This is a genomic window from Streptomyces hazeniae (assembly GCF_031845485.1).
GTDB lineage: Bacteria > Actinomycetota > Actinomycetes > Streptomycetales > Streptomycetaceae > Streptomyces > Streptomyces hazeniae.
The window spans coordinates 161,972-186,539 of the sequence record NZ_JAVREQ010000008.1 but is presented as its reverse complement, the minus strand read 5'-3'; the positions used below and the strand labels follow the sequence as shown (position 1 = coordinate 186,539).

Below are 24,568 nucleotides of genomic sequence, written 5' to 3'. Positions count from 1 at the left end.
CGGTGCATGACCTCCGAACACCCGGCCGAGTTGTACGGCCGCCCGGTCACGCTTCGGTCTCGCCGCCGTCCTCGCGCCCGACCTCGTCCTCGCGCCGCACCTCGTCCTCCCGGCGCCGCAGGCGGTCCAGCGCCGACAGCGGCCGCCAGTCGCGGTCGCCGGGCAGCACCCACACGCGGTGCAGCGCGGTCAGCCTCACCAGCGTGCCGACACCCACCCCCGCGACGATCCCGATGGTCGCGGCGCCGAGCTCCGTGCAGATCACCATGACGCCGCTGACCAGCAGCGCGACCGTCGCGTACAGCGGGCTGCCGTTGAGGAGGATGCCCGGGGTGGTGCCGAGCAGGAGGTCGCGCACGGCGCCGCCGCCGACGGCCGTCGTCATGCCGAGCAGCACGGCGGGCAGCCAGCCCAGGCCCGCCGCGAGCGTCATCTGCGCCCCCGCCACCGCCCAGAAGCTGAGCACCGCGGCGTCCAGGACGTTGAACACGAGCCCGGACACCTGCTGGCGCAGGTCGATGGCGAACGCCAGCATGCTGCCGGCCACGGCCACCGGCAGGTAGGCGTAGTCGGTCAGGGCCACCGGGGGGCCGTTCTGGAGCAGCACGTCGCGGATCACGCCGCCGCCGAGCCCGGACACGACGCCGATCAGCAGGAAGCCGAGCAGGTCGAGCTTCCTCCCGCGCGCCAGCACCCCGCCGAGGAGCCCGTTGGCGAACACGCCGGCCAGGTCCAGCACCCGGGTCACCTCACTCACCGACTCCGGTGACAGCCAGTCGGCCATGGTGCCGCGCTCTCCTTCTCCCGCCCCGCTCGATCCGTGCCCCCGCACGCTATCCCGCGCACCGCACCCGGCGAACTCCGTACGGCAGGCCCCCCGCGGCCGCGCCCTCAGCGCGGGCCGGTGAGGTCGGAGGGGTCGGTGTTGGCGCCGCAGAGCACGAGGCAGACGTGTTCGCCGGGGGCGGGCCGGTAGGCCCCGGTGCGCAGGGCCGCCCAGGCGGTGGCCGCGGCGTGCTCCACGGCGAGACGCCGTTCGTCCCACAGGGCCTGCCGGGCGGCGACGATCGCCTCGTCCGGCACGAGCAGCGACACCACGTCCGCCCGCTGTGCCCAGTCGACAGCCATGGCCGTGGCCCGGCGCGCGCCGAGGGCGTCGGCGGCGACCGACCGGACGGGGACGTCGACGGGCGACCCCGCCTCCAGCGCGGCGTTCAGCGCCCGGCAGTGCTCCGGCTCGGCCGCGACGACGCGGATGCCGTGCTCGTGCGCGGCCGCCGTGACGCCGGCGAAGAGGCCGCCGCCGCCCACCGCCACCACGACGGTGTCCACGTCGGGGCGTGCGTCGTGGATCTCCTCCAGCAGCGTGCCGGCGCCTGCGGCGATGTGCGGCAGGTCGTAGGCGTGGCTGGGCAGGGCGCCGGTCTCGGCGGCGAACTTCCGCGAGGCCTCCAGCGCGTCGGCGTACTCGGTGCCCACCTGCCGTACGTCGGCGCCGAGCGCGTGCAGGCGGGCGACCTTGACCGCGGGCGCGGTCTCCGGCAGGAAGACGGTGGCGGGCACGCCGTGCCGGCGCGCCGCCCAGGCGCAGGCGAGCCCGGCGTTGCCGCCGCTCGCGATGACCAGGCCGGACGGCGGCAGCGTCCCCGCCTCGGCGTGCGCGGCGGCGAAGTTGGCGGCGCCGCGGGCCTTGAACGAGCCGGTGTGCTGGGCGAACTCGTACGCGAGGGTCAGCCGCGCCTTTCCACCCCCGGAGTCCTCGCCCGCGCAGGCGAGGGGTTCCGGCGCGGACAGCGCCACCGGCCGGGTGTGGCCGGCGATCCGCGCGCGGGCGGCGGTCACGTCGGCGTAGGAGAGAGTCACGTGGCGGCTCCGGACTGTCCGACGGCGAATCGCGGGTGGTCGGGCCACTGTAGGCGAGCACTGCGCGCGCCCCGCCAAGGCGGGTCGCGGGCCCCGGCGGGGTGCGGTGAGACGCCCAGATGTTCGGCGATACGCTGCGGACTCCACCGAGGCCGTGGCCCGACGTGGCCCGACGTGGCCCGCACCTGCACCTCGGTCCCGCACGCCGACCGACCGTCACCGCACCAGGAGTGTGATCCTCTTGCTCGAGCGCACCGTCGTCGTGGGTGCCCGGAGCGGGCTGCACGCCCGCCCCGCCGCGCTGTTCGTCCAGGCCGCCACCCGCCTGCCCGTGCAGGTGAACGTCGCCCGGGACGGCCGGCCGCCGGTCAGCGCCCGCAGCCTGCTGTCCGTCCTCTCGCTGGGAGCCGGGCACGGGGATGCGGTGGTCCTCTCGGCCGAGGGTGAGGGCGCGGAGGCGGCCGTCGACGAGCTGGCGCGGCTGGTCGCGTCCGACCTCGACGCCAAGGAATAGCCGTGGGCGCCGTGTCGAGGGGAATCGGCGTGGGCGGCGGCGCGGCCGCAGGGCCGGTGGCCAGGATGACGCCTCCCCCCGGGATCCCCGCGCCGCGCACCGTCCCGTCCGGCGAGGTCGCGGCCGAGGCGGACGCCGTACGACAGGCGCTCGCACAGGTGACCGCCGACCTGGAACGGCGTGCCTCCGCGACTTCCGGCGAAGCCGCCGAAGTGCTCGCCGCACAGGCCATGATGGCCGGCGACCCGTCGCTCGCCGACCGGGCGGCGGACCTCGTCCGCGACGGCTCGGACGGGCCGCACGCCCTGACCGCCGCGTTCGGCGCGTTCCGTGCGGCGCTGGAAGCGGCGGGCGGCGTCTTCGCCGAACGCGTCGCGGACCTGGACGACCTGCGGGACCGGGCCGTCGCACGCTTCCTGGGGCTCCCCATGCCCGGCCTTCCCGAGCCCGGCCACCCGTACGTGCTGGTGGCCGACGACCTCGCCCCGGCGGACACGGCGCTGCTCGACCCCGCAACGGTCCTGGCCCTGCTCACCGTGCGCGGCGGCCCCACCAGCCACACCGCCATCCTGGCCCGCATCCTCGGCATCCCCGCCGTGGTCGGCTGCGCCGGGGCGGCCGGACTGGCCGACGGCCGCACGGTACTGGTCGACGGCACCGCGGGCACCGTACAGACCGACCCGTCCCCGGAGGCCGTCGCCGCGGCCGCCGACCGGGACGACCGCGCGCGCCGCGCGGCGGAGTCGGTCGCCGGCCCCGGCCGTACGGCGGACGGACACCCGGTCGCGCTGCTGGTCAACCTCGGCGGCCTCGCCGAGCTCCCCGCGGCGGCGGCCGCCGACAGCGAGGGCGTCGGACTCTTCCGCACCGAGTTCCTCCACCTGGACCGCGATCGCGCGCCCGGTATGGAGGAGCAGACGGCCGCCTACCGCGAGGTGTTCGCGGCCTTCGCCGGGCGCCGCGTCGTCGTCCGCACCCTCGACGCGGGCGCCGACAAGCCACTGCCGTTCGCCACCGCTGCGGACGAGCCCAACCCGGCCCTCGGCGTGCGCGGCCTCCGTACGGCCGCCCGCGACCCGCACCTGCTGGAGACGCAGCTCGCCGCGATCTCGGCGGCCGCCGAGGACTTCGGCGCACAGGTGTGGGTGATGGCGCCCATGGTGTCCCTGCCGCGCGAGGCCGCCGACTTCACCGCCCGCGTCCGCGCCCACGGCCTGCCCGTGGCCGGCGCCATGGTGGAGGTCCCCGCCGCCGCGCTGCGCGCCCGGAACCTCGCCGGACCCTGCGACTTCCTCAGCATCGGCACCAACGACCTGGCCCAGTACGCCCTCGCCGCCGACCGCACCCTCGGCAACCTCGCCGAACTCCTCGACCCGTGGCAGCCGGCCGTACTCGACCTGGTCGCCATGACGGCCGAGGCGGGCGCCGCGCGGGACCTCCCCGTCGGCGTCTGCGGCGAGGCCGCGGCCGACCCGGCACTGGCCCTGGTCCTGGTGGGCCTCGGCGTCACCAGCCTCTCCGCCGCGCCCGGCTGCCTCCCCGCCGTGCGCGCCGCCCTCGCCGCCCACTCGCTGGACCGCTGCCGTCACCTCGCCCACCTGGCCCGCACCGCCCCCGACGCCTCCTCAGCCCGCACGGCGGTCCTGACCGCCCTGGCCGACTGACACCCGCACGGCGGAACCCGGCCCGCCTCCACCGTTCACGCCGGGAGGTGCGGGCTCAGCGGCAGAGCTTCCTCAGGGTGCCGTCGAAGTCGGGAAACTCCCGCGAGGCCGACTCGACCACGCGAACGGCCGACCTGCGGCTGTCCCCCGCGAACCGTTCCGCGACCGCCGCCAGTTGCCGGTTGGGGCGCAGAGCCCTGTCGTCGCCGCGGTCGTACGAGGTGGCTGCCTCCGCGGGACCGAGCCCGTCGGCGAGGAGCCACAGAAGGTCGGGCAGGTTGCGCGCCACGACGCCGGTCTCTCCCTCGGAACCGAGGAAGACGACCGGTTGGTCGCCCAGGCTTCGGTGGGGGCGGACGAGCCAGAACGCGGCGTAACCCCCGGTGCCGTCCTGGCCGAACACGCGGAAGTCGTCTCCACGCAGATCGGGATTCCCGGTCCACGCGCGCAACCAGTCGGTCGTCTCCTCGGCGGGCAGGAACGCGCTGAAGGGTTCGAAGTCGACGCCCTCACCCTCGTCGTAGTCGAAGGGGACCGCCATCGCGGCCGCGAGGGCCGGAGGGAACCGGCGATCGTCGGGACGGCTGCGTGCGCCCGGCGGTTGCGGCAGGAGCGTGGTCCGCAGCCGGTCGACCGTCGCGCGCCAGGATTCGCCTCCCGATGCGGTCCAGAGGTCCATCAGCTCCGAGGGCTCGGTCACGACCCGGTCGAGGGCGCAGCGGGCCAGTTCGCGCAGCGCGGTGACATCGGGCAGAGGCGCTTCCGGCGCATAGGCCGAATCGGCAGGTGCCCCCTCGGTGCACTGGGCCGCGACGAGGGCCGCCGCGGCCACGGCGGCCTCGGACTCCGGTGCTTCGAGGTAGCCCCCGGTGTCCACCACACGCTGGAGCGCGTCCCGGATGACGCTCTCCCGTTCGCTCGCTGCCGCCTCGTCGACGTCGCCGCAGAAATCCGCTGCGGTGTCGTTGTCGAAGGGGCCGACGTCCCAAGTGCCCATAGATCTCTCCTGCTTCGTGGTCCGACGGCGGCATCCTGACAGGAGCCACCGACAACGCGTGCCGGCCGGACCGGGCATCGGCCCGGCCGTCCAGGGGGTGTGGGGCGGCGCGACAGGCGACTACCGTTGCCCGGGTGCAGGACATCGACGGCCTGAACGGGTCCCTCCTGGTGAAGCGTGGCTCGGCCACGGTCCTGCAGGTGTCGAACGGCGCCGCCGACACGGAGGCGGGCACGGTCTGCACCCCGGACACGCGGTTCCAGATCGCGTCGGTGAGCAAGCAGTTCACGGCGGCCGCGGCCATGCTCCTCGTCGAAGAGGGGGCCCTGGCGCTGGGCGCGCCGATCGCCGAATGGCTGCCCGGCTGCCCCCGCCGTTGGCGGCAACTGACGCTGCACCAGCTCCTCACCCACACCTCGGGCTTGGGGCACTGGTGGGAGCTGACCGGCTTCGACCTCACCAGGCCCGGTACCGCCGAGGAGTTCCTCGGCCTCTTCGCGGAGGTGCCGCTGCGCACCCCGCCCGGCACCACGTGGCACTACAGCTCGCCGGGCTACCTCCTGGTGGCGCAGCTCATCGAACAGGTCAGCGGCCGCCGCTATGCGGACTTCCTCGACGAGCGCATCCTGCTCCCGCTCGGCATGGAGGCCACGTGCGCCGGCGCGCCCCCGCCGGGAGGTGCCGCACACGGCTACCAACGCGGCCGACGGATCGACGTGGAAGCGTTCGCGGCCATGCCCGGGGCCGGGGACATATGGTCGACCGTGGGCGATCTGGCGCGGTACACGTCCGCGTTCAACGCCGACCGCGTCGTCTCCCCCTCCTCGCGCGAGGCGATGACCGCCGCCGGGGTTCCGGCCGCGGGCGACGCGGGCGCCGACGGTCCCGTCGTCATCGACCGCTACGGGTACGGCTACTGCCTCGGCACCCTGGCCGGACGTCCGGCGCGCTTCCACCCCGGCGACAATCCCGGATACCACGCACTCCTGGCGTGGCTCCCCGAGCTCGACGTCACCCTCGTGATCCTCAGCAACGACGAGGACGCAAACGTCGACGACGTCCTGCGGCAGATCCTCCCCGCGCTGACGCCCGGCCCGTAGGACGTTGCCTGGGACGCAGTCCGCCCTCGGCGCCCCGCCGAGGGCACCGGTGACGTCGAGGTTCGCGACGTCCCGGCGGGACCGTCCCCGCCTCACCCTCCGGGGACACGAGGAGCACCCCGCCCATACGAAGTCCCGCCCGATCTGGTGATCGGACGGGATCGTCGTGCCGTGGCGCTGGGTGCGGTGTTCACGAGTGGGGCTGACCTGCGAAGTACGGAGGCGTCGTGTCGGACCTTTTAGCGTGATCGCCACCAGGCAGGCGCCCATGGTGGAACGCGGTTCCGACTGCCGGAACGACTTCCGGCAGGTCGGCTCCGCCGAGCGACGTGAGGATGCCCACGGCCATGGCGACGACCGTCGAGGAGAGTTCTAGGCTTCGGCACATGAAGATCACCGTGCGGTCAGCAGTCGAGACGGACCTGCCCTCACTGCTCACTCTCTACAGTGAGTTGAACCCCGACGATGCACCCCTGTCCCAGGAATCAGCCGATGCCATCTGGGCGAGCATCTCCGGGCAGCAGGGGCGTACTGTGCTGGTCGCCGAGGCTGACGGGGCCGTTGTCGGCACCGCGGACTGCATGGTCCTGCCGAACCTCACCCGTGGCGGTCGGTCCATCCTCTTCGTGGAGAACGTCGTGGTCGCCGGTTCCTGTCAGCGGCAAGGCATGGGGCAGCAGCTGATGGAGGCCGCCATGCACCTGGGCGAATCGGCCGGCTGCTACAAGGTGCAGTTGCTGGCGGCCGATGACGAGTACGTCCACACGTTCTACGAATCCTGCGGCTTCAAGCCCTTGGCGCAAGGCTTCCGACGCTACATCGCACAGGGCCGACGCAGCAGCGTGCCGGCCTGACAGCCGATTTCGAATCCCTTCCGCCTGCCCCAGCTCGCGACCTGTCCTCCGTCCCCACACCCCTCGGCATGGGGGTGCATCAGCCAACCTCTCCCGGAACAGGCATCGCCCTCGGAACGACGAAGATCCCGCCCGATCTGGTGATCGGACGGGATCGTCATGTCGTGACGCTGGGTGGACCTGAGGGGATTTGAACCCCTGACCCCCTCGTTGCGAACGAGATGCGCTACCGGACTGCGCTACAGGCCCTTGCGACGGGTGAAACCTTAGCATCACCGCCGGGCCGGGTGGAAATCCGAGGCCGGAGCCGGTGGGGCGGGGGTGGGGCGAGGTCGCGGGCGGGTCACTCGTTGGCCGCGCGGGGGCGGTCCTTGTCGGCCATCTGGTCGAACAGCGGTGTCCGGTCCCGGCGGGCGCGGGACGACGGCGGCTGTGCGGCGGCCTGGTCGGCGTCCGCTGCCGCGCCCGAGGTGGCCCCCGAGCCGGCGGACGAGGCCGTGGTGGAGCGGGCGGAGCTCCAGGCGTCCGGGGTGTCGAGGTCCACGCCGCGGGCGGTACGGGGGGCGACGGGGGCGTTGACGTAGGTGGGCAGGGGCACGGGGACCGGCTCCCAGCCCTCACCCTCGGGCTGCTCGCGCACACGGCCCCGCTCCTGGTCGACCCACTCGGCGTGGTCGGTCTGCTCCACCAGGGCGCGCCGGTCCGCCGCCGGCGAGCGCTCCGGGCCGGGCACCTGGGAGGACGGCCGGTGAGCCTCGGACACCGGACCGGGGTGGGCCGGGTGGGCGGCGTGGGCGGGCTCCGTGTGCACGCGGGTGGGCTCGGGCTCCGCGGGCGGTGCCTCCTGGGCGCCGGTGCGCCCGCGCTGCTCGCGCAGGTGCGCGGCGGCCTGCTCGGCGCGGCGTCGGTCCATGGTGACGTGGAAGCGGCGCCGTTCCGTGGTGCGCAGGTGGGCAATGTAGGCGCTGAGGAGCGCGGCGGGGGCGGCGGGCGCCCAGAGGAACGCGACACCGCCGACCGCGGCGACGACCGCCCCGACGGAGAAGCAGAGGAAGAGCAGCATGGTGGTGCGCCGGCGGCGGGCGAGGACCTGGGCGCGCTTGCTGCGCTCGGCGGCCTTGCGGCCGGCCGGGGTACGGCCGTCGGCGGGCTTGCGGCCCTCGGCAGGACGGCGCTCGGCCGCGGGGGTTGGGCGAGTCTCGCGGCGGGCGGCCTTCCGGTCGGCCGGGCTGCGCCCCGGGGAGCGGCGGTCCGCGGCGTCGGGGGCTTCGTGGACCATGGTCCTGGGTTCGGCGAAGGCCCGGAAGTCGACCGCTTCGCCGGTCGCGTCCTCCGGGTCGTTCCCGTCCGCGTCGTCATCGTCGGAGGCCACCTCGGCGACGTCCGCCTCGCGCCGCTCCGCCTCCTTCGCGTAACGGCGTTCCATCGCCGCCTTTCCGGACAGCAGCCGGATGGCGGTGCTGAAGCGTTCCGTCGGACGCGCCTCGTTCAACTCGTCCTGCCGGCGGAGCCACATGGGCACCAGGTAGGCGGCCCAGGCCCCGACGATGACTGCGTAGATGAGGCCACTGCTGCTCACCCTCACACGGTAGAGGGGATCGCGGGCGGGCATCTGCAGAATCGCGCGGTGTGTCGCACGATCTTGCTGATCTCACGATCCTTTTACGTGATTTCACCCGTCCCGACCGGCCCATGTGCCGGAGCGATGGAGAATTCGCGCCACTTTCGCGCCGCCCGTAATTCGAAAATGTATTCTATTTGTGCGGCGTGGGAGGGACGCGGCGGCCGTGCCAGCGCGTGAGCAGGCCTTCCGGTACTTCCTCCACGGTGAGCGCATACACCAGATGGTCCCGCCATGCACCGTCGATGTGCAGATAGCGGGGGCGCATGCCTTCCTCGCGGAAACCCAGTTTCTCCACCACGCGGCGGCTGGGCGCGTTCTCCGGCCGGATGCACACTTCCATGCGATGCAGCCCGACGGTGCGGAAACAGTGATCCGTCGCGAGGGCGACCGCGGTGGGCGTGACACCGCGCCCCGCGACCGCCTTGTCCACCCAGTAGCCGATGTGGCCGGAGCACATCGACCCCCAGGTGATGCCGGCGACGGTGAGCTGCCCGGCGAGCCGGCCCCCGTACTCGACGACGAACGGCAGCATCCGCCCGGCCTGGGCCTCGGCACGCAGGTGCCGGACCATCTGCCGGTAGCTCGGACGGCGCGGCGGCTCGTGACCGGGCGGAGCCGGCGGGATGGTGGCCTCCCAGGGGCGGAGCCAGTCGCGGTTGCGCTGGTTGATCTCCCGCCACGCCCGCTGATCGCGCAGCCTTATGGGGCGGAGGACGGTCGGTCCGTCCGCCAGTTCTACCGGCCAGGGCGCGTTCAGCGGGGGTCGTCCCCTCTCGGGTGGTCGCCGCCGTGGATCTGGTCGACGGCGTGCACCAGCAGCCGTTCCAGCACGGCGAGACCGTCGCGTACGCCGCCCGAGGATCCGGGCAGGTTCACGATCAGTGTGCTCCCCGCGATGCCCGCCACGCCACGCGACAGGGCGGCGGTCGGGACCTTGGCGCGGCCCGCGTCGCGGATCGCCTCGGTGATGCCGGGGACCTCGTGGTCGAGGAGGGCGCGGGTGACCTCGGGTGTGCGGTCGGTCGGCGAGACGCCGGTGCCGCCGGTCGTCAGCACCACGTCGTAGCCCGCGGCGACCGCCTCGCGGAGCGCGTCCGCGACGGGCTCGCCGTCGGGGACGACGCGCGGGCCGTCGACGGCGAAGCCCATCGCGCGCAGGCCCTCGGCCAGCAACGGGCCGCCCTTGTCGGCGTAGACCCCGGCGGCGGCACGGTTGGACGCGGTGACCGCCAGGGCCCGGTACCGCGGGCCCTGGTCGCCGTCGCCCACGCCGGTCCCCTCCGCGCCCGTCGCCGCCGCGCCCGTCGGCCCCTCGGCGGCGACCTGCTCGCCGGCGGCTGCGGGCGCGTCGCGGTGCCAGTCGCCGGACTTGCCCCCTGTCTTCTCCTCCACCCGCACGTCGGTGACGACCGCGCCCTTGTCGACGGCCTTCACCATGTCGACCACGGTGAGCGCGGCGACCGACACGGCCGTCAGCGCCTCCATCTCCACACCCGTGCGGTCGGTCGTCTTCACCGTCGCGGTGATCTCCACCGCGTCGTCCGCCACGTTCAGGTCGACCTTGACGCCGGAAACGGCCAGCGGGTGGCAGAGCGGGATCAGGTCGGGGGTGCGTTTGGCGCCGGCGATGCCGGCGATGCGTGCGGTGGCCAGCGCGTCCCCCTTGGGGACGCCCTCACCCCGCAGGAGTTCCACGACCCGCGGCGAGACCAGCACCCGTCCGGACGCGCGTGCCGTACGGGCGGTGACGTCCTTGCCGGAGACGTCGACCATGCGTGCGGCGCCCGCGTCGTCCACGTGGGTGAGGTGGTGCTGCTCCGGGCTGGTCATCGTTCTCCGTCCGGTCCCGTCCGGTCGTGTGCGGCTGACACGGTACTCCTGCCCGCGCCGCCCGGAGACCGGAGCCCGCCCTCGGGCGGCGGACCGGGTACCCCGCTCAGTCGAGGAGCAGCACGTCGACGGAGTCGCCGGGGGCGACCTGCTCGGCGTCCTCGGGCACGACGAGCAGCGCGTCCGCCTGCGCGAGCGCCGCGATCAGGTGCGAACCGGCGCCGCCGACCGCCCGCACGGTGCCGACGCCGTCCCCACGCTCCGGCGGCTCGTACGCGCCGCGCAGGAACTGCCGCTTGCCGGCCGGGGAACGCAGCGGCTCCTCCCCTGCCAGACGCGCGCGGACGGGCGTGCGCGAGGCCGGCTCCAGCCCCATCAGCGCGCGCACCACCGGGCGGACGAACAACTCGAAGGAGACGTACGAGCTGACCGGGTTGCCGGGCAGTGCGAGCAGGGGCGTGCGGTCGGCACCGATCAGGCCGAAGCCCTGCGGCTTGCCGGGCTGCATGGCCAGACGGCGGAACGAGACGCTGCCGTCCGGCCCCTCGATGCCGCCGAGCGCCTCCTTCACCACGTCGTACGCGCCGACGCTGACGCCGCCACTGGTCACCAGGACGTCGGCACGGATCAACTGGTCCTCGACGGTGGCCCGCAGGACGTCGGCGTCGTCGGTCACCGCGCCGACCCGGTACGCCTCGGCACCGGCCGCGCGGGCGGCCGCGGCCAGCACGTAGCTGTTGGAGTCGTGGATCTGGCCGGGCCCCAGCTCCCGGCCGGGCGGCACGAGCTCACTGCCGGTGGACAGCACCACGACCCGCGGCCGCGGCCGTACGGTCACCGACGCCCGGCCGATGGCGGCGAGCAGCCCGATCTGCGGCGGGCCGAGCACGGTCCCCGCCTTCAGTGCGACGGTCCCGGCCTGCACGTCGCTGCCGCGCGGCCGCACGTACTGGCCGGGCGTGACGGAGCGGTGCACCCGCACCTCGCCGCTCGCCGCGGCCGGGTCGGCGCTGTGCGCGGTCATGCTGTCGGCGGGACCGCCGCCGGTGCCGCCGTCGGTCCACTCGACCGGGACGACGGCCTCGGCGCCCGGCGGGAGCGCGGCGCCGGTCATGATGCGGGCGGCCTGGCCGGGCCCGACGGTGAGCGGCTCGTCGCTGCCGGCGGCGATGTCGCCGAGCACGGTGAGCACGGCCGGGTACTGCTCGGTGCAGCCCTCGACGTCCACGGGACGGACCGCGTACCCGTCCATCGAGCTGTTGTCGAAGGGCGGGAGGGAAGCGGGGACGACCACGTCGTCGAGCAGCACGCAGCCCTGCGCGTCCAGCAGGTTCAGCTCGATCGGCTCCAGTGGACGGATGCCGCGCAGCACGTCCGCCAGGTGCTCGTCGACGGACCAGATCTCACTCACCGCGTCTCACCGTGCCTCACCGCGACTCCTCGTGCGTCCTCGTACGCTCGCCCTCGTTCCCGCCGTCCCGCCTCTCCCGGTCCCGGTACCGGTACCGGTACCGGCGGGCGGCGGCGGGCGGCGGGGCCGCCGTTCAGCCGCCCATCTCCTCGGCGACGTAACCGCGCAGCCAGGCGCGGAAGTCCGGCCCCAGGTCCTCGCGCTCGCAGGCGAGCCGGACGATGGCCCGCAGGTAGTCGGCACGGTCGCCGGTGTCGTAGCGGCGGCCGCGGAAGACGACGCCGTGCACCGGGCCGCCGAGGGCCGGCTCGTTGGCGAGGGTCTGCAGGGCGTCGGTGATCTGGATCTCGCCGCCGCGCCCCGGCTCGGTCTTGCGCAGCACCTCGAAGACGGCCGGGTCCAGCACGTAGCGTCCGATGATGGCGAGGTTGCTGGGCGCGTCCGCGGCGGACGGCTTCTCGACCAGGCCGGACACGCGGACGACGTCGTCCTCGTCGGTGGCGGTGGCGGCGGCGCAGCCGTAGAGGTGGATGCTCTCCGGCTCGACCTCCATCAGCGCGACCACGCTGCCGCCGTGCTGCTCCTGCACGGCCATCATCCGGGCGAGCAGCGGGTCGCGCGGGTCGATCAGGTCGTCGCCGAGCAGCACGGCGAACGGCTGGTCGCCGACGTGCGGGGCGGCGCAGAGAATGGCGTGACCCAGGCCCTTGGGGTCGCCCTGGCGCACGTAGTGCATCGTGGCCAGGTCGCTGGACTCCTGCACGCGGGTGAGCTTGGTGGCGTCGCCCTTGTCGCGCAGGACCTCCTCCAGCTCGTAGTTGCGGTCGAAGTGGTCCTCGAGGGGCCGCTTGTTGCGGCCGGTGACCATGAGCACGTCGGAGAGGCCGGCGGTGACGGCCTCCTCGACCACGTACTGGATCGCGGGCTTGTCGACGACCGGGAGCATCTCCTTCGGCGTCGCCTTGGTGGCGGGCAGGAACCGGGTGCCGAGGCCGGCGGCGGGGATGACAGCCTTGCTGATCCTGGGTCGTGAGCTACTCATGGCAGCACGATAACGGGTGACGATGACGGGAAGACGAGGTTCGCGTGGTGAGCGGTGTCGCGGAGGGCAAACGGGCGGTGCGGCGTGCCGTACTGGACGCGCGGGCCGCGCTGGCTGCGGACGACGTGCGGGAGGCGCCGCACGCGCTGGCACGGCATGCGCTGGAACTCCCGGAGCTGGCGGACGCCCGTACGGTCGCGGCGTACGTGTCGGTCGGGCGGGAGCCCGGCACCCGTCCGCTGCTGGACGCGCTGCGCGTGCGCGGGGTGCGGGTGCTGCTGCCGGTGCTGCTGCCGGACGACGACCTGGACTGGGCGGCGTACGAGGGCGCGGACGGTCTGGCGCGCGCCGGGCGCGGACTGCTGGAGCCCGCCGGTCCCCGCCTGGGGCGCGAGGCGGTGACCGAGGCGGACGCGGTGCTGCTGCCGGGACTCGCCGTGGACGCCGCGGGCATGCGGCTGGGGCGCGGGGGCGGCAGCTACGACCGGGTGCTGGCCCGGCTGGCCGCGGCGGGCGCACGGCCCCCGTTGGTGGTGCTGCTGTACGACGGGGAGGTGCGCGACCGGGTACCGGCGGAGCCGCACGACCGGCCGGTGCTGGCGGCGGTGACGCCGACCGCGGTGCACCGGTTCGGAGGGGCCGGAGGCACGTGAGAGGCCGGAGGGCCCTGAGGGGCTGAGGGTCCGCCGAAGCGCGGAGCGCCCCGCCGGGGTGTGTCCCCCGTCCCGGCCGGGGTCAGGGCATGAGGACCATCTTGTCCTCGGTGCCCTTCTCCACCGCCTGGTCCCCGTACGCCCACGGAAGCTGCTCGCCCTCCGCCCACAGGTCGGTCTGGTCGACGTAGTGCGGGTGGTAGGTGTGGCCGGACGCGCCGGTGAGATTGATCCAGCTCGACTCGTCGAAGTCGTCCAGGTTGACGACCATGCGCATGGACGGGACCCAGCTCACGTCGTAGCCCCCGGCCGCGTTCCAGCCCGTGGCGTTGACGGTCGCCTCGCCGCCGCCGAGGTCCCACGGGCCGCGGTTGAGCAGCCACTGGAGGTAGCCCGGGCCGTCGGTGCCGATCGTCTGGTTCTTGAGCATCAGCCGGTGCAGGCGGCCCCAGCTCCAGGTGTCGATGTCCTTGCCGAGCTCGGAGGTGAGCTCCCAGCGGGCGTCCTCGAGGGCTTCGGCGAGAAGTTCGTCGCGACCGGTCGCACCCGGGTCGCGGTCGGTGCCGCGGGTCTTCCACCACGCGCTGTCCGGCTGATCCAGCAGGCCGCGCACGACCTCGGTCCAGCGGCCGCCGCCGTCCGGCTGCGCCGAGTCGGCGTCGCGCTTTCCGCACTCGCGGACGAGCTCGCTGTCGCCGTCCAGGTCCTCCAGCGGCGCGGACTCGTCGGCCGGCGGTACCCACACGCAGTCGCCCTCGACACGCACCTCCTTGGACAGCTTGTCGCCGAAGGCGAGCATCAGGACGTTGCGCCAGACGGCGTTGAAGTACGCCGCCGCGGCAGAGTCGGAGTCCTGCGTGTAGTCCCAGCCGCGCAGCAGTTCCTGCGCCTCGCGCACGTACGCGTCCTCGACGTCGATCTTCAGCAGGTAGGGGACGAGGAGCTTGGCGATCTCGCTGCTGTTGTCCGTCTGCATCTCCTGCATGTCCTGCATGGAGACCTTGCCGCCGTCCTCGATCTTGGAGCGGACGAGGTCGTCGATGCGCTGGCTGCGCACGCCGTACGACCAGTCCTGGGTCAGCGTGTACGGGTAGTCGCGCTGGTCCACGACGGCCTGGTTGGCGGTGACGATGTAGCCGCGGTCCGGGTTGTACTCCCACGGCAGCGCGGACTGCGGCACGTAGCCGGTCCAGCGGTGGTCGGGGTCCCAGCCGGGGGCGGGGTAGCGGCCGGAGTGGCCGTCGGCGCGTATCGGGATGCGGCCGGGGGCCTGGTAGCCGATGTTGCCCTCGGTGTCGGCGTAGATCAGGTTCTGGGCCGGGACGGTGAGCAGCCGGGCGGCGGCCCGGAACTCCTCGAAGTTCGTCGCCTTGTTCAGCGCGAAGACGGCGTCCATGCTGCGGGAGGGCTTGAGCGCCGTCCAGCGCAGGGACACGGCGTAGCCGTCGCCGCGGTCCGGGGCGGACGCCTCGACGGGGGTCTCCTCGCCGACGGCGGTGGCCTCGGTGTTGAAGTCGGAGACGATCGGGCCGTTGTTCGTCCCGCGGACGGTGATCTCTCGTGCCTCGCCACCCGCCACCTTGATGACCTCGCGCCGGGTGGTGAAGGGGACCTGCTTCCCGTCGTACAGGTACTTCCCGCCCTCGATCTTCTGGAGGTAGAGGTCGGTGACGTCGGCGCCGAGGTTGGTCAGGCCCCAGGCGATGGACTGGTTGTGGCCGATGACGACGCCCGGCATGCCGGAGAAGGTGAAGCCGGAGACGTCGAACGGGCACTTCTTCGTGACGCTGCGGCAGTGCAGCCCCATCTGGGTCCAGACGGAGGGCAGCTGCGGGGCGAGGTGGGGGTCGTTGGCGAGCAGGGGCTTGCCGGTGGTGGTGTGCTCACCGGAGACGACCCAGGAGTTGGAGCCGATGCCGCTGCCGCTCGGGCCGAGCAGCGAGGGGGCCTTCTCCAGCGCCTCGGCGACGGAGGCGAGCGCGCCGCGACCGCCCTGGACGGCCTGCTGCGTGCCCGCGGCACCCGGGTTCGCGGCGGTGCCGGGGTCGGTGCCCGGGTTCGCGGCGGTGCCGGGGTCGGTGCCCGGGTTCGCGGCGGTGCCGGGGTCGGTGCCCGGGGCGGGGGCGCCCTCGGGCAGGAACTCTCCGGTGGCCTCCCCCACCGTGCCGCCCTCGACGATGGGGCGGTTGCGGTCGTACGGGTAGGTCGGGTAGAGGTCCTCGATCTCCTCGCGGGACAGCCGGGTGGTCATCAGCGCCCGGTCGATCTCGTCCTCCATGTTGGCCCGGAGGTCCCACGCCATGGCCTTGAGCCAGGCGACCGAGTCGACCGGGTCCCACGACTCGGGCTCGTAGCCGTTGTCCAGCTTCAGCGCGGCGTGCTCGACGGAGAGTTCGGAGCCCTTGTTGTCCGCGAGGTAGGCGTTGACCCCGTCGGCGTACGCCTTGAGGTAGGCCCTGGTGTCGGGGTCCAGCTTCTCGAACTCGCGCTCGGCGACCTCGCGCCAGCCCAGCGTGCGCAGGAAGGCGTCGGTACGCACCTGGCTCTCGCCGAACAGCTCCGACAGCCGGCCGGAGGTGGTGTGGCGGCGGACGTCCATCTCCCAGAACCGGTCCTGGGCGTGTACGAAGCCCTGCGCCATGAACAGGTCGTGCGCGCTGTCGGCGTAGACCTGCGGAACGCCGTGCTCGCCGCGCTTGACGGTGACCCGGTCGGAGAGGCCGTCGATCTCCAGCGAACCCGTCGTCTGCGGGAAGGAGTTGCGGACGGTGCCGACGCTCCAGTAGGTGCCGTAACCGATGCCTGCCACGAGCAGCAGCACGACTGCGATCACGATCAGGCGGGCGCGTCGTGGGGGCTTCTTGGCGGGCATCGCTGTCCTTCGAGGGCAGGGGTGATCCTTCGACTGCTGGAGCAACCATAGGCCGAGCCGGTGACGGCTCCGAAAGGGAGTCAGCGCAGAGGGCAAGTCTGGGCGCGTGTGGGGGCGCTGGAGCCGAGAATGGGAGGGGACCCCGGCTCCGAGCCCCCGGGCGCCGGACGTTCGCAGGTCGCACGTCGCATGCCGCACGTCGCACCACCGGTGCCGGTGCCAGCGGGCGCACGGTGTCCGCGGGCGCGCGGATCTGGAGGAGGGTGCCGTGCGGTTCGGGGCCCGACCGGCGGGAGGCGGTCCGGGCACCGGCCCCGGCAGCCGGCCGACGGTCAAGCGATGGTAAATTGTTAGCTACTCAAACGAACGAGTGGGAGGAGCGGCCCCTGACTGTCGAGCAGCTCAACCAGATCATGCTGATCAGCGCCGCCGTCCTGCTCCTCGCCATGGCCGCGGTGCGCCTGTCCGCACGCACGGGCCTGCCCAGCCTGCTGGTCTACCTCGGGATCGGCATCCTCATGGGCCAGGACGTGCTCGGCCTCGAATTCGAGGACGCCGAACTCACCCGGACCCTCGGCTACGCCGCTCTCGTCGTGATCCTTGCCGAGGGCGGACTGGGCACCAAGTGGCGCGACATCCGGCGCTCGGTCCCCGCGGCCGCCACGCTGGCCACGGTCGGCGTCGCGGTCAGCGTCGGGGTGGTCGCCGTCTCCGCGCACTACCTCATCGGGCTGGAGTGGCGGCTCGCCCTCATCATCGGCGCCGTGGTGTCCTCCACCGACGCCGCGGCCGTCTTCTCCGTGCTGCGCCGGGTACCGCTGCCGCAGCGGATCACCGGCACGCTGGAGGCCGAGTCGGGCTTCAACGACGCACCGGTGGTCATCCTCGTCGTCGCCCTCTCCGCTCTCGAACACGAGCCGCAGAGCTGGTACGTACTGATCGCGACGATCGTCATGGAGCTGGCGATCGGCGCGGTCACCGGCATCCTGGTGGGCCGCCTCGGCGCGTTCGGGCTGCGCCGCGTGGCGCTGCCGGCGTCCGGCCTCTACCCGATCGCCGTCATGGCGCTCTGCGTCCTCTCCTACGCGGGCGGCGCCACGCTGCACGGCAGCGGCTTCCTCTCCGTCTACATCACCGCCCTGGTGCTGGGGAACGCCAACCTCCCGCACCGCCCGGCCGTGCGGGGCTTCGCCGACGGCGTCGCGTGGCTGGCGCAGATCAGCCTGTTCGTGCTGCTCGGGCTGCTGGTCACGCCGCACGACCTGGGCGACGACGTGCTGCCGGCGATCGCCGTCGGACTGGCGCTGACCCTCGTCGCCCGGCCGCTTTCGGTGGTGGTCGGCCTGTTGCCGTTCCGGTGGTCCTGGAAGGACCAGGCGCTGCTCTCCTGGGCCGGGCTGCGCGGCGCGGTGCCCATCGTGCTGGCCACCATCCCGATGGTGGCCGGGGTGCCCAGCAGCGAGCGGATCTTCAACATCGTCTTCGTGCTGGTCGTGATCTTCACCCTGGTCCAGGGCCCGACACTGCCCTGGGTCGCACGGAAACTCCGGATGGAGGAGGCGCGCGGGCCCGCGGACATCGACCTCGAGTCGGCGCCGCTGGAGCGGCTGCGCGGCCACATGCTGTCGATGAGCGTGGGCGAGACGTCGCGCATGCACGGCGTGGAGGTCACGGAGCTGCGGCTGCCTCCCGGCGCGGCGGTGACCCTGGTGGTGCGGGCGGGCACGAGCTTCGTGCCGCTGCCGTCCACGGTGCTGCGGCACGGCGACGACCTGCTGGTCGTCACCACGGACGCGGTGCGGGACGCGGCGGAGCGGCGGCTGCTCGCGGTGAACCGGGGCGGCAAGCTGGCGGGCTGGCTCGGCACGGGCGGCAGCACGGCGGCCGGGGACCGCTGACGGCGGGCGCAGGGCAGGGCGCCACCGGGGATCGCGGCCCGTGGCCCCATCCCCCTGCGGCGTCCGCGCCCGGCCGTTCTGTGATCCATGTCCGGTGCGCGCGCGGTGGACTACGGGACGGAAATACTGCACGATGGAGCGTCGTTAGCACTCCACAGGGAAGAGTGCCAGGAGGAAGAAGTGCCGACGTATCAGTACCAGTGCACCGAGTGCGGCGATGGCCTCGAGGTGGTGCAGAAGTTCACCGATGACTCGCTGACCGAGTGCCCGGGCTGCAAGGGACGCCTGAAGAAGGTGTTCTCGGCGGTCGGCATCGTGTTCAAGGGCTCGGGCTTCTACCGGAACGACAGCCGCGGCTCCTCGTCGGGCAGCACGGCCTCGTCGTCCACGGCCTCGTCCTCGTCCTCGTCGTCGAACGGTTCCTCGGACACGTCGTCCGGTTCCGCGGACTCCTCCGCCAAGAGCGGCTCGAAGGACAAGGGCTCCGGCAAGAGCTCTGCGAAGTCCCCTGCTCCTTCCTCCGCGGCCTGACCGGGAGCGCGGCGGAACCGTAGGGTGAGCCGCATGACCGCACAAGCAGAGATCGGCGTCATCGGCGGGTCCGGGTTCTACTCCTTCCTCGACGACGTGACCGAGGTCACCGTCGACACGCCCTACGGCCCGCCGAGCGACTCGTTGTTCCTCGGGGAGATCAGCGGCCGCAGCGTCGCCTTCCTGCCCCGCCACGGCCGCAAGCACCACCTGCCGCCGCACCGCATCAACTACCGCGCGAACCTCTGGGCGCTGCGGTCCGCGGGCGTGCGCCAGGTACTGGCCCCGTGCGCGGTGGGCGGCCTCCGCCCCGAGTACGGGCCCGGAACGCTGCTGGTCCCGGATCAGCTCGTCGACCGTACGAAGACCCGCGTGCAGTCGTTCTTCGACGGCGAACCGCTGCCCGACGGCTCACAGCCGAACGTGGTGCACTGCGGATTCGCCGACCCCTACTGCGAGCACGGCCGTCAGGCCGCGCTGTCCGCCGCGCGCGGACGCGCCTGGGAGCCCGTCGACGGGGGGACGCTCTGCGTCGTCGAAGGGCCGCGCTTCTCCACCCGCGCCGAGTCCCGTTGGCATGCGGCCCAGGGCTGGTCGGTGGTCGGCATGACCGGTCATCCGGAAGCCGTCCTGGCCCGTGAACTCGGGCTCTGCTACGCCTCGATGACCCTGGTGACGGACCTGGACGCGGGCGCCGAGACCGGCGAGGGCGTCTCCCACGAGGAGGTGCTGCGCGTCTTCGGCGAGAACGTGGGGCGGCTGCGCGAGGTGCTGTTCGACGCCGTCGGGCTGCTGCCGGCCGAGCAGGACTGCGTGTGCGGGCGCTCCCTGGACGGGATGGACCCGGGGATCAAGCTGCCCTGAGGCGACCGAGGCGACCGAGGCGGCCGGGGCGAATCCGCTCCGGACGGTGGGCAGCGGGGCTCGTGCGGCGGGTGAGCCGCTGCATCGCTCCTGTGGGGGACGGAGTCGTCCACAGGTACCGCGTCGTCCACAGCCTCCGGCGGGACGCGCCGTGATCGTGCACCGTGAGAGCCGTACGAAGCACCGGGCTTCGTACGGCTCTCACGGTTTTCACGCCTCGAACGCCTCTCACGGCCGACCACGTCAGGTGGTGACGCATGTCCTCATCCTGTGCCTCCCTCCCCGCCCACTTCGCCGGGCCGTACCCGTCGATGGCGCCACCGGGCTGCTCCGACTCCGCGGTGCCGCCACGCGGCGGCGTCGCGGACTTCCCGCCGGTCCTCGCCGGCCGGGGGCGCAGACGGCGTGGCCCGGGGCTGCGGCGTACGCTGCGCCCTCCGCGCCGCCTCCTTGCAGCCGGTCTGGCGGTGGCGGCCGCCTGCGCCTCTCTGACGGCGGCGCGTACCGAGCCGTCCCCGCCCGGGGCGGGTGCCGGGGACGTCCCGGCGGGCGCGGCCGCGGAGCGGCGCGACGCCCCGGGCGCCCCGGCGCCGCAGCCCGGGCCGGGCGGCCGTACGGTCGCGGCGCCCGTGCGCATCGCCGACGCGGCCGCCGTGGAGCTGCTGCGGCCCGGTGACCGGGTCGACGTGATCGCGACCGGGGCCGTACGTGCCGGAGGTCTCGCGGACGGGGCGACCGAGGTGTCCGGCGCCCGGATCGTGACCCGGCGCGCGCTGGTCAAGGCGGTGCCTCCCCGCCCGGCGAGAGACCCGTCCGACCCCGGCCCGCCCGTCGGCGGCTCGCCGCAGCGCGGCGGCCTGGTCGTGCTGGAGGTGTCCCGGGACACCGCGACCGACCTCGCCGGGGCCGCCGCCGTGTCACCCCTGGCGGTGACATTGTGCTGACCATGCTGACCAGGGGTGACCGCAGCTGGACAGCGCCACCGCCGCTCAGGCACCGTGTCGGGCGTTCCCTGTCGGTGAGCGTGGGCGAGGAGAGGCAGTCAGTTGAGCGAGAAGCAAGGCGTCGTGGGCGGGTTCAAGACCTTCCTGATGCGGGGCAACGTGGTCGAGCTGGCCGTCGCCGTCGTCATCGGCGCGGCCTTCACCAAGGTCGTCGACTCGGTGGTGAAGGGCTTCATCAACCCGGTCGTGGGCGCGCTCGGCTCCAAGGACCTGAGCGAGTACCGGATCTGCCTGCAGGGCGACTGCCAGGTGGACCCGGCGACCGGCGACGTGATCTCCGGGATCCCGATCAGCTGGGGCGGAGTGGTCAGTGCCGCGCTGACCTTCCTGATCACGGCCGCGGTCGTGTACTTCCTGATGGTCCTGCCGATGAACCGGTACAAGGAACGGCAGGCGGCCCAGGCTCCCGCCCCGGCCCCGGCAGGCCCGACCGAGGTGGACGTGCTGAAGGAGATCCGGGACCTGCTGGTGGCGCAGCGCGACGGTTCGGCCGACGACGCGGCGGGCAAGGTCGCCGCGCAGCGCAACGCCGATGCTTCGGGCGACGGGGTAGCGACCGACAAGAAGTAGCGGCCGGCCCGGAAGAAGGCGTCTCCCGGGCCGGCCCGGGAGACGGGGCTCCTGCTCCCCCGCCGGCGGTCCGCGGGGCCGGTCAGAGGTGGTGGGGCGGCTTCTCGTCCAGGAATCGGGCCAGGTCCGCGGCTCCGCCGCCGGAGGCGGGGCGGTCGCCCCAGCCCACGTCGCCGTCGTCCTGGGAGGTCCGGCCCAGCGGGTCGTCGAAGACCAGCGCCGTCGGGGGCTGGGGGGCGTCCGGCCCGTCCGGCCGTGCTGCGCTGTCCGTCATGCCACCAGGGTACGGGGCGCTCCGGAGGCTCCCGCCACTCCGGGCGGGGGCCGGGGCACGGCCGCCGGGCCCCGGTGCTGGTATCCAGGTCGGTCATGGACTCCCTGACGGATGTGAACGGCCTGCGCGTGGGCCACGCCCGGCGGACCGGAGGTGGTCGGCTGACCGGCACGACCGTGGTGCTGGCGCCCGAGGGCGGCGCGGTCGCGGCGGTGGATGTGCGGGGCGGCGGCCCGGGCACCCGCGAGACGGACGCCCTGGACCCGCGGAACCTCGTGCAGCGGGTCGAGGCGGTCGTGCTGACCGGTGGCAGCGCCTTCGGGCTCGACGCCGCGTCCGGGGTGATGTCCTGGCTGGAGGCGCACGACCGCGGATTCCGGATCGGTCCCGAGCCGGGACAGGTGGTTCCGGTGGTGCCGGCGGCCTGTCTTTTCGACCTGGGCCGAGGCGGCGACTGGCGGGCCCGGCCGGACGCGGAGCTGGGGCGGGAGGCGGTCGAGGCGGCGGCCGCGAGCCGGACGGGACGGCCGGAAGGAGGCGGATCCGCCGGGCCGGAGGCCCCGGAGCAGGGGAATGTCGGCGCGGGGACGGGCGCGGTCGCCGGAGGGATGAAGGGCGGCACCGGCACCGCGAGCATGCTGCTTCCGTCGGGTGTGACCGTCGGGGCGCTGGTCGTGGTGAACGCAGTCGGCTCCCTGACGGACGCTTCGTCCGGGGTGCTCTACGGCGAACTGTGGACGGGCTCCGCCGCCGTTCCGTCGCCGGAGCTGCATGCGCAGGCGCTGAGGCGTATGGAGACGGCGCGCGAGGAGTCCGAGCGGCGTTGGGCCGGCTCGGTGCGGCCGCCGCTGAACACCACCCTCGTGGTCGTGGGCACCGACGCCCGCCTGACGCGGGCTCAGTCGCAGAAGCTGGCCGGCACGGCGCACGACGGCCTGGCGAGGGCGATCCGTCCGGTGCACCTGCTGCACGACGGGGACACCGTGTTCACTCTGGCGACCGGCGAACACGAGGTGGAGGAGGCCCGGTTGAACGAGGTGCTGTCCGCGGGGGCGGACGTGGTGACGCGGGCAGTGGTGCGGGCCGCGCTGGCAGCCGAGACGGTGGACGGTCCGGGCGGGTTGTTCCCCTCCTACACGGACCTGTACGGCCAGGGCTGAGCTCCGGGCTCTGCTGCACGGCGGACCGGCAGCATGCGCAGCTGCACGCCGCGTGCGCAGCCCTCGCGTGCTCCGGGCGCCCCGGCGGGCGCCCGGCCTCCGCGACGGCGTCGTTACGCGGCCGCGTCGAAGCCCGTGTCGTGGGCGAGTTTCTTCAGTTCCAGCAGGGCGTGCTTCTCGATCTGCCGGATGCGCTCACGGGTCAGTCCGTGCTGCTTGCCGACCTCGGTCAGGGTGCGCTCGCGTCCGTCGACCATCCCGTACCGGGCCTTGATGATGGAGGCGGTGCGGTGGTCGAGCCGGCCGATGAGGCCGTCCAGCTCCTCGCGGCGGAGCAGGGTGAGGACCGAGTCCTCCGGCGAGTGCGCGGAGGTGTCCTCCAGCAGGTCGCCGAACTGGGTCTCGCCCTCGTCGTCCACGGACATGTTGAGGCTGACCGGGTCGCGGGCCCAGTCCAGCACGTCGGCGACCCGCTCCGGTGTGGAGCCGAGTTCACCGGCCACCTCCGCGGGCTCCGCCTCCCGGCCGTGCTCCTTGTTGAACTCGCGCTGCACGCGCCGGATGCGCCCCAGCTCCTCCACCAGGTGCACGGGCAGCCGGATGGTGCGGGACTGGTCGGCGATCGACCGGGTGATGGCCTGTCGGATCCACCACGTCGCGTACGTGGAGAACTTGAAGCCCTTCTGGTAGTCGAACTTCTCGACGGCGCGCACCAGGCCGGCGTTGCCCTCCTGGATCAGGTCGAGCAGGGGCAGGCCGCTGCGCGGGTACCGCCGGGCGACGGCCACCACCAGACGCAGGTTGGAGCGGATGAAGACGTCCTTGGCGCGCTCGCCCTGGGCGACGAGCGCCTCCAGTTCGGCCCGGTCCGCGGTCGCGCTCGGCGCGTCCTGGGACACCGGGTCCTCGAACCCGTCGAGTATCCGGCCGGCGTAGACGCCCGCCTCGATGTCGAGGGAGAGCTGGACTTCCTTCTCCGCGTCCAGCAGCGGGGTGCGGGCGATCTCGTCGAGGTACATGCCGACCAGGTCGCGGTCCGCCACCTCGCCGCCTCCGGCGCGGACCCTGGCGGTCGTGTCGGTGACGTCGGTGGTGGCGGCGGAACGACGGGCGACGGCACGGGTTGCCATGCGTGCTCCCTAGCGTGTTCGACTGCGGATCAGTGGGCGGACCGGGCCCTGGGCGAGTTCCCGCATCCGAGGGAAACAACGACGGGAATCAGGACAGAATTCCCACAACGCGCATCATTTTTCCGATCATGCAGTACCCTGCCTCGCCACACAGAAGGGAGATCCGGTGACACAGGGCTCCGACATCCTGGTCAGGGCGGCGGACCTGAGCGACCTCGAAGCGCTCACGGACCTGTACAACCACTACGTCCGCGAGACCGCGATCACCTTCGACACCGCGCCCTTCAGCCCCGAGCAACGTCGGTCGTGGCTGCTGTCCCACCGTAAGGACGGCCCACACCGTCTCCTGGTTGCCCGACAGCGCGATGGTCATGCACCGGACAGGCCGGCGGCGCCCGGGCGACTGCTCGGGTACGCCCACAGCAGCCCCTTCAAGCCCAAGGCGGCGTATGCCACCTCAGTCGAGTGCTCGGTCTACGTCGCCCCGGACGCGGGCGGGCGGGGGCTGGGCACCCTGCTCTACCGGCACCTCTTCGAGGTGCTGGAGGGCGAGGACCTGCACCGGGCGTACGCGGGGATCACGGTGCCCAACGAGGCGTCCGTCCGGCTGCACCGGAGGTTCGGCTTCGAACGGTGCGGGCTCTACCGGGAGGCCGGCCGCAAGTTCGGCCGCTACCACGACGTGGAGCGCTTCGAGAAGGTGCTGTAGGCCC

The 24,568-nt window shown here is 73.5% G+C and carries 23 protein-coding genes, 1 tRNA gene and 1 pseudogene; 12 read left to right on the top strand and 13 right to left on the bottom strand.

The window, feature by feature from the left end; all coding sequences use genetic code 11:
• Nucleotides 1-46: 46 nt before the first annotated feature.
• Both RM572_RS11785 and RM572_RS11780 read right to left on the bottom strand, forming a co-directional pair.
• Entirely contained in the window at nucleotides 47-784 is a 738-nt protein-coding gene (locus tag RM572_RS11785) for a trimeric intracellular cation channel family protein (protein WP_311673241.1), read from the bottom strand.
• A gap of 107 nt (nucleotides 785-891) precedes the next feature.
• Nucleotides 892-1,863: a serine/threonine dehydratase gene (locus RM572_RS11780; protein ID WP_311673240.1), complete on the bottom strand. Its 972-nt coding sequence runs from the start codon at nucleotides 1,861-1,863 to the stop codon at nucleotides 892-894.
• Between the two features lie 241 nt (nucleotides 1,864-2,104).
• On the opposite strand from RM572_RS11780, the gene RM572_RS11775 reads away from it, so the two are divergent.
• Together RM572_RS11775 and RM572_RS11770 are read left to right on the top strand one after the other, a co-directional pair.
• Nucleotides 2,105-2,377, top strand: coding sequence for an HPr family phosphocarrier protein (locus RM572_RS11775; protein WP_311673239.1), 273 nt, complete (start codon nucleotides 2,105-2,107; stop codon nucleotides 2,375-2,377).
• Between the two features lie 2 nt (nucleotides 2,378-2,379).
• Nucleotides 2,380-4,041: a phosphoenolpyruvate--protein phosphotransferase gene (locus RM572_RS11770; protein ID WP_394813584.1), complete on the top strand. Its 1,662-nt coding sequence runs from the start codon at nucleotides 2,380-2,382 to the stop codon at nucleotides 4,039-4,041.
• A 55-nt stretch (nucleotides 4,042-4,096) separates the two neighbouring features.
• Here the strand turns inward: RM572_RS11770 and RM572_RS11765 are convergent, their stop codons facing one another.
• Nucleotides 4,097-4,582, bottom strand: a complete 486-nt coding sequence (locus RM572_RS11765) for an SMI1/KNR4 family protein (RefSeq protein WP_311673290.1) — start codon at nucleotides 4,580-4,582, stop codon at nucleotides 4,097-4,099.
• Nucleotides 4,583-4,633: 51 nt separating this feature from the next.
• A pseudogene (locus tag RM572_RS11760) lies at nucleotides 4,634-5,038 on the bottom strand (DUF4259 domain-containing protein); the annotation flags it as partial.
• Nucleotides 5,039-5,172: 134 nt separating this feature from the next.
• On the opposite strand from RM572_RS11760, the gene RM572_RS11755 reads away from it, so the two are divergent.
• Nucleotides 5,173-6,138 (top strand): serine hydrolase domain-containing protein, encoded by a 966-nt coding sequence (locus RM572_RS11755; protein WP_311673237.1) that lies wholly within the window; start codon nucleotides 5,173-5,175, stop codon nucleotides 6,136-6,138.
• 386 nt (nucleotides 6,139-6,524) lie between these two features.
• Nucleotides 6,525-6,992 (top strand): GNAT family N-acetyltransferase, encoded by a 468-nt coding sequence (locus RM572_RS11750; protein ID WP_311673236.1) that lies wholly within the window; start codon nucleotides 6,525-6,527, stop codon nucleotides 6,990-6,992.
• Nucleotides 6,993-7,167: 175 nt separating this feature from the next.
• On the opposite strand, the gene RM572_RS11745 is transcribed toward RM572_RS11750, so the two are convergent.
• The 6 genes from RM572_RS11745 to galU form a co-directional block, all read right to left on the bottom strand.
• A tRNA-Ala gene (locus RM572_RS11745) sits at nucleotides 7,168-7,241 on the bottom strand.
• 94 nt (nucleotides 7,242-7,335) lie between these two features.
• Complete coding sequence (locus RM572_RS11740; protein WP_449657214.1) at nucleotides 7,336-8,571, bottom strand: hypothetical protein; 1,236 nt, start codon at nucleotides 8,569-8,571, stop codon at nucleotides 7,336-7,338.
• Nucleotides 8,572-8,746: 175 nt separating this feature from the next.
• Complete coding sequence (locus RM572_RS11735; RefSeq protein WP_311673289.1) at nucleotides 8,747-9,373, bottom strand: GNAT family N-acetyltransferase; 627 nt, start codon at nucleotides 9,371-9,373, stop codon at nucleotides 8,747-8,749.
• Nucleotides 9,370-10,446: a bifunctional molybdenum cofactor biosynthesis protein MoaC/MoaB gene (gene moaCB / locus RM572_RS11730; RefSeq protein WP_311673234.1), complete on the bottom strand. Its 1,077-nt coding sequence runs from the start codon at nucleotides 10,444-10,446 to the stop codon at nucleotides 9,370-9,372. The genes RM572_RS11735 and moaCB overlap by 4 nt, the downstream gene beginning before the upstream one ends.
• Nucleotides 10,447-10,552: 106 nt before the next feature.
• A complete protein-coding gene (gene glp / locus RM572_RS11725) occupies nucleotides 10,553-11,857 on the bottom strand; it encodes a molybdotransferase-like divisome protein Glp (protein WP_311673233.1) in 1,305 nt (434 codons plus the stop codon).
• 133 nt (nucleotides 11,858-11,990) lie between these two features.
• Nucleotides 11,991-12,899: a UTP--glucose-1-phosphate uridylyltransferase GalU gene (galU, locus tag RM572_RS11720; RefSeq protein WP_311673232.1), complete on the bottom strand. Its 909-nt coding sequence runs from the start codon at nucleotides 12,897-12,899 to the stop codon at nucleotides 11,991-11,993.
• A gap of 47 nt (nucleotides 12,900-12,946) precedes the next feature.
• Here galU and RM572_RS11715 point away from each other — a divergent pair, with 47 nt between their 5' ends.
• Nucleotides 12,947-13,552 (top strand): 5-formyltetrahydrofolate cyclo-ligase, encoded by a 606-nt coding sequence (locus RM572_RS11715; RefSeq protein WP_311673231.1) that lies wholly within the window; start codon nucleotides 12,947-12,949, stop codon nucleotides 13,550-13,552.
• 82 nt (nucleotides 13,553-13,634) lie between these two features.
• Here RM572_RS11715 and RM572_RS11710 read toward each other — a convergent pair whose 3' ends face one another.
• Nucleotides 13,635-16,424 carry a penicillin acylase family protein gene (locus RM572_RS11710; protein ID WP_311673230.1) on the bottom strand — a complete coding sequence of 930 codons (2,790 nt, stop codon included), beginning with the start codon at nucleotides 16,422-16,424 and terminating at the stop codon, nucleotides 13,635-13,637.
• A gap of 413 nt (nucleotides 16,425-16,837) precedes the next feature.
• Here RM572_RS11710 and RM572_RS11705 point away from each other — a divergent pair, with 413 nt between their 5' ends.
• The 5 genes from RM572_RS11705 (at nucleotide 16,838) to mscL (ending at nucleotide 21,291) form a co-directional block, all read left to right on the top strand.
• On the top strand, nucleotides 16,838-18,322 hold the full coding sequence (locus RM572_RS11705; protein WP_311673229.1) for a potassium/proton antiporter: 1,485 nt from the start codon (nucleotides 16,838-16,840) through the stop codon (nucleotides 18,320-18,322).
• 180 nt (nucleotides 18,323-18,502) lie between these two features.
• Nucleotides 18,503-18,853 (top strand): FmdB family zinc ribbon protein, encoded by a 351-nt coding sequence (locus RM572_RS11700; RefSeq protein WP_311673228.1) that lies wholly within the window; start codon nucleotides 18,503-18,505, stop codon nucleotides 18,851-18,853.
• Between the two features lie 33 nt (nucleotides 18,854-18,886).
• Nucleotides 18,887-19,717 (top strand): S-methyl-5'-thioadenosine phosphorylase, encoded by an 831-nt coding sequence (locus RM572_RS11695; protein WP_311673227.1) that lies wholly within the window; start codon nucleotides 18,887-18,889, stop codon nucleotides 19,715-19,717.
• A gap of 257 nt (nucleotides 19,718-19,974) precedes the next feature.
• Nucleotides 19,975-20,661 carry an RcpC/CpaB family pilus assembly protein gene (locus RM572_RS11690; protein WP_311673226.1) on the top strand — a complete coding sequence of 229 codons (687 nt, stop codon included), beginning with the start codon at nucleotides 19,975-19,977 and terminating at the stop codon, nucleotides 20,659-20,661.
• A gap of 102 nt (nucleotides 20,662-20,763) precedes the next feature.
• Nucleotides 20,764-21,291 carry a large conductance mechanosensitive channel protein MscL gene (gene mscL, locus RM572_RS11685; protein ID WP_311673225.1) on the top strand — a complete coding sequence of 176 codons (528 nt, stop codon included), beginning with the start codon at nucleotides 20,764-20,766 and terminating at the stop codon, nucleotides 21,289-21,291.
• An 82-nt stretch (nucleotides 21,292-21,373) separates the two neighbouring features.
• Here the strand turns inward: mscL and RM572_RS11680 are convergent, their stop codons facing one another.
• Nucleotides 21,374-21,565 carry a hypothetical protein gene (locus tag RM572_RS11680; protein ID WP_027765850.1) on the bottom strand — a complete coding sequence of 64 codons (192 nt, stop codon included), beginning with the start codon at nucleotides 21,563-21,565 and terminating at the stop codon, nucleotides 21,374-21,376.
• 95 nt (nucleotides 21,566-21,660) lie between these two features.
• Between RM572_RS11680 and RM572_RS11675 the strand changes: the two genes are divergently transcribed.
• Nucleotides 21,661-22,725 (top strand): P1 family peptidase, encoded by a 1,065-nt coding sequence (locus RM572_RS11675; RefSeq protein WP_311673224.1) that lies wholly within the window; start codon nucleotides 21,661-21,663, stop codon nucleotides 22,723-22,725.
• Nucleotides 22,726-22,838: 113 nt separating this feature from the next.
• Here RM572_RS11675 and RM572_RS11670 read toward each other — a convergent pair whose 3' ends face one another.
• Nucleotides 22,839-23,855: a sigma-70 family RNA polymerase sigma factor gene (locus tag RM572_RS11670; protein WP_311673223.1), complete on the bottom strand. Its 1,017-nt coding sequence runs from the start codon at nucleotides 23,853-23,855 to the stop codon at nucleotides 22,839-22,841.
• Nucleotides 23,856-24,021: 166 nt separating this feature from the next.
• On the opposite strand from RM572_RS11670, the gene RM572_RS11665 reads away from it, so the two are divergent.
• Nucleotides 24,022-24,564 carry a GNAT family N-acetyltransferase gene (locus RM572_RS11665; RefSeq protein ID WP_311673221.1) on the top strand — a complete coding sequence of 181 codons (543 nt, stop codon included), beginning with the start codon at nucleotides 24,022-24,024 and terminating at the stop codon, nucleotides 24,562-24,564.
• The last annotated feature ends 4 nt before the right edge of the window (nucleotides 24,565-24,568 follow it).

Excerpts from the sequence above, each read along its gene's own strand:
- RM572_RS11785 (WP_311673241.1), bottom strand. The coding sequence starts at position 784 with ATGGCCGACTGGCTGTCACCGGAGTCGGTGAGTGAGGTGACCCGGGTG.
- RM572_RS11765 (WP_311673290.1), bottom strand. The coding sequence starts at position 4,582 with ATGGCGGTCCCCTTCGACTACGACGAGGGTGAGGGCGTCGACTTCGAA.
- RM572_RS11750 (WP_311673236.1), top strand. The coding sequence starts at position 6,525 with ATGAAGATCACCGTGCGGTCAGCAGTCGAGACGGACCTGCCCTCACTG.
- moaCB (WP_311673234.1), bottom strand. The coding sequence starts at position 10,446 with ATGACCAGCCCGGAGCAGCACCACCTCACCCACGTGGACGACGCGGGC.
- galU (WP_311673232.1), bottom strand. The coding sequence starts at position 12,899 with ATGAGTAGCTCACGACCCAGGATCAGCAAGGCTGTCATCCCCGCCGCC.
- RM572_RS11710 (WP_311673230.1), bottom strand. The coding sequence starts at position 16,424 with ATGCCCGCCAAGAAGCCCCCACGACGCGCCCGCCTGATCGTGATCGCA.
- RM572_RS11705 (WP_311673229.1), top strand. The coding sequence starts at position 16,838 with ATGCTGATCAGCGCCGCCGTCCTGCTCCTCGCCATGGCCGCGGTGCGC.
- RM572_RS11695 (WP_311673227.1), top strand. The coding sequence starts at position 18,887 with ATGACCGCACAAGCAGAGATCGGCGTCATCGGCGGGTCCGGGTTCTAC.
- RM572_RS11690 (WP_311673226.1), top strand. The coding sequence starts at position 19,975 with ATGTCCTCATCCTGTGCCTCCCTCCCCGCCCACTTCGCCGGGCCGTAC.
- RM572_RS11680 (WP_027765850.1), bottom strand. The coding sequence starts at position 21,565 with ATGACGGACAGCGCAGCACGGCCGGACGGGCCGGACGCCCCCCAGCCC.
- RM572_RS11675 (WP_311673224.1), top strand. The coding sequence starts at position 21,661 with ATGGACTCCCTGACGGATGTGAACGGCCTGCGCGTGGGCCACGCCCGG.
- RM572_RS11670 (WP_311673223.1), bottom strand. The coding sequence starts at position 23,855 with ATGGCAACCCGTGCCGTCGCCCGTCGTTCCGCCGCCACCACCGACGTC.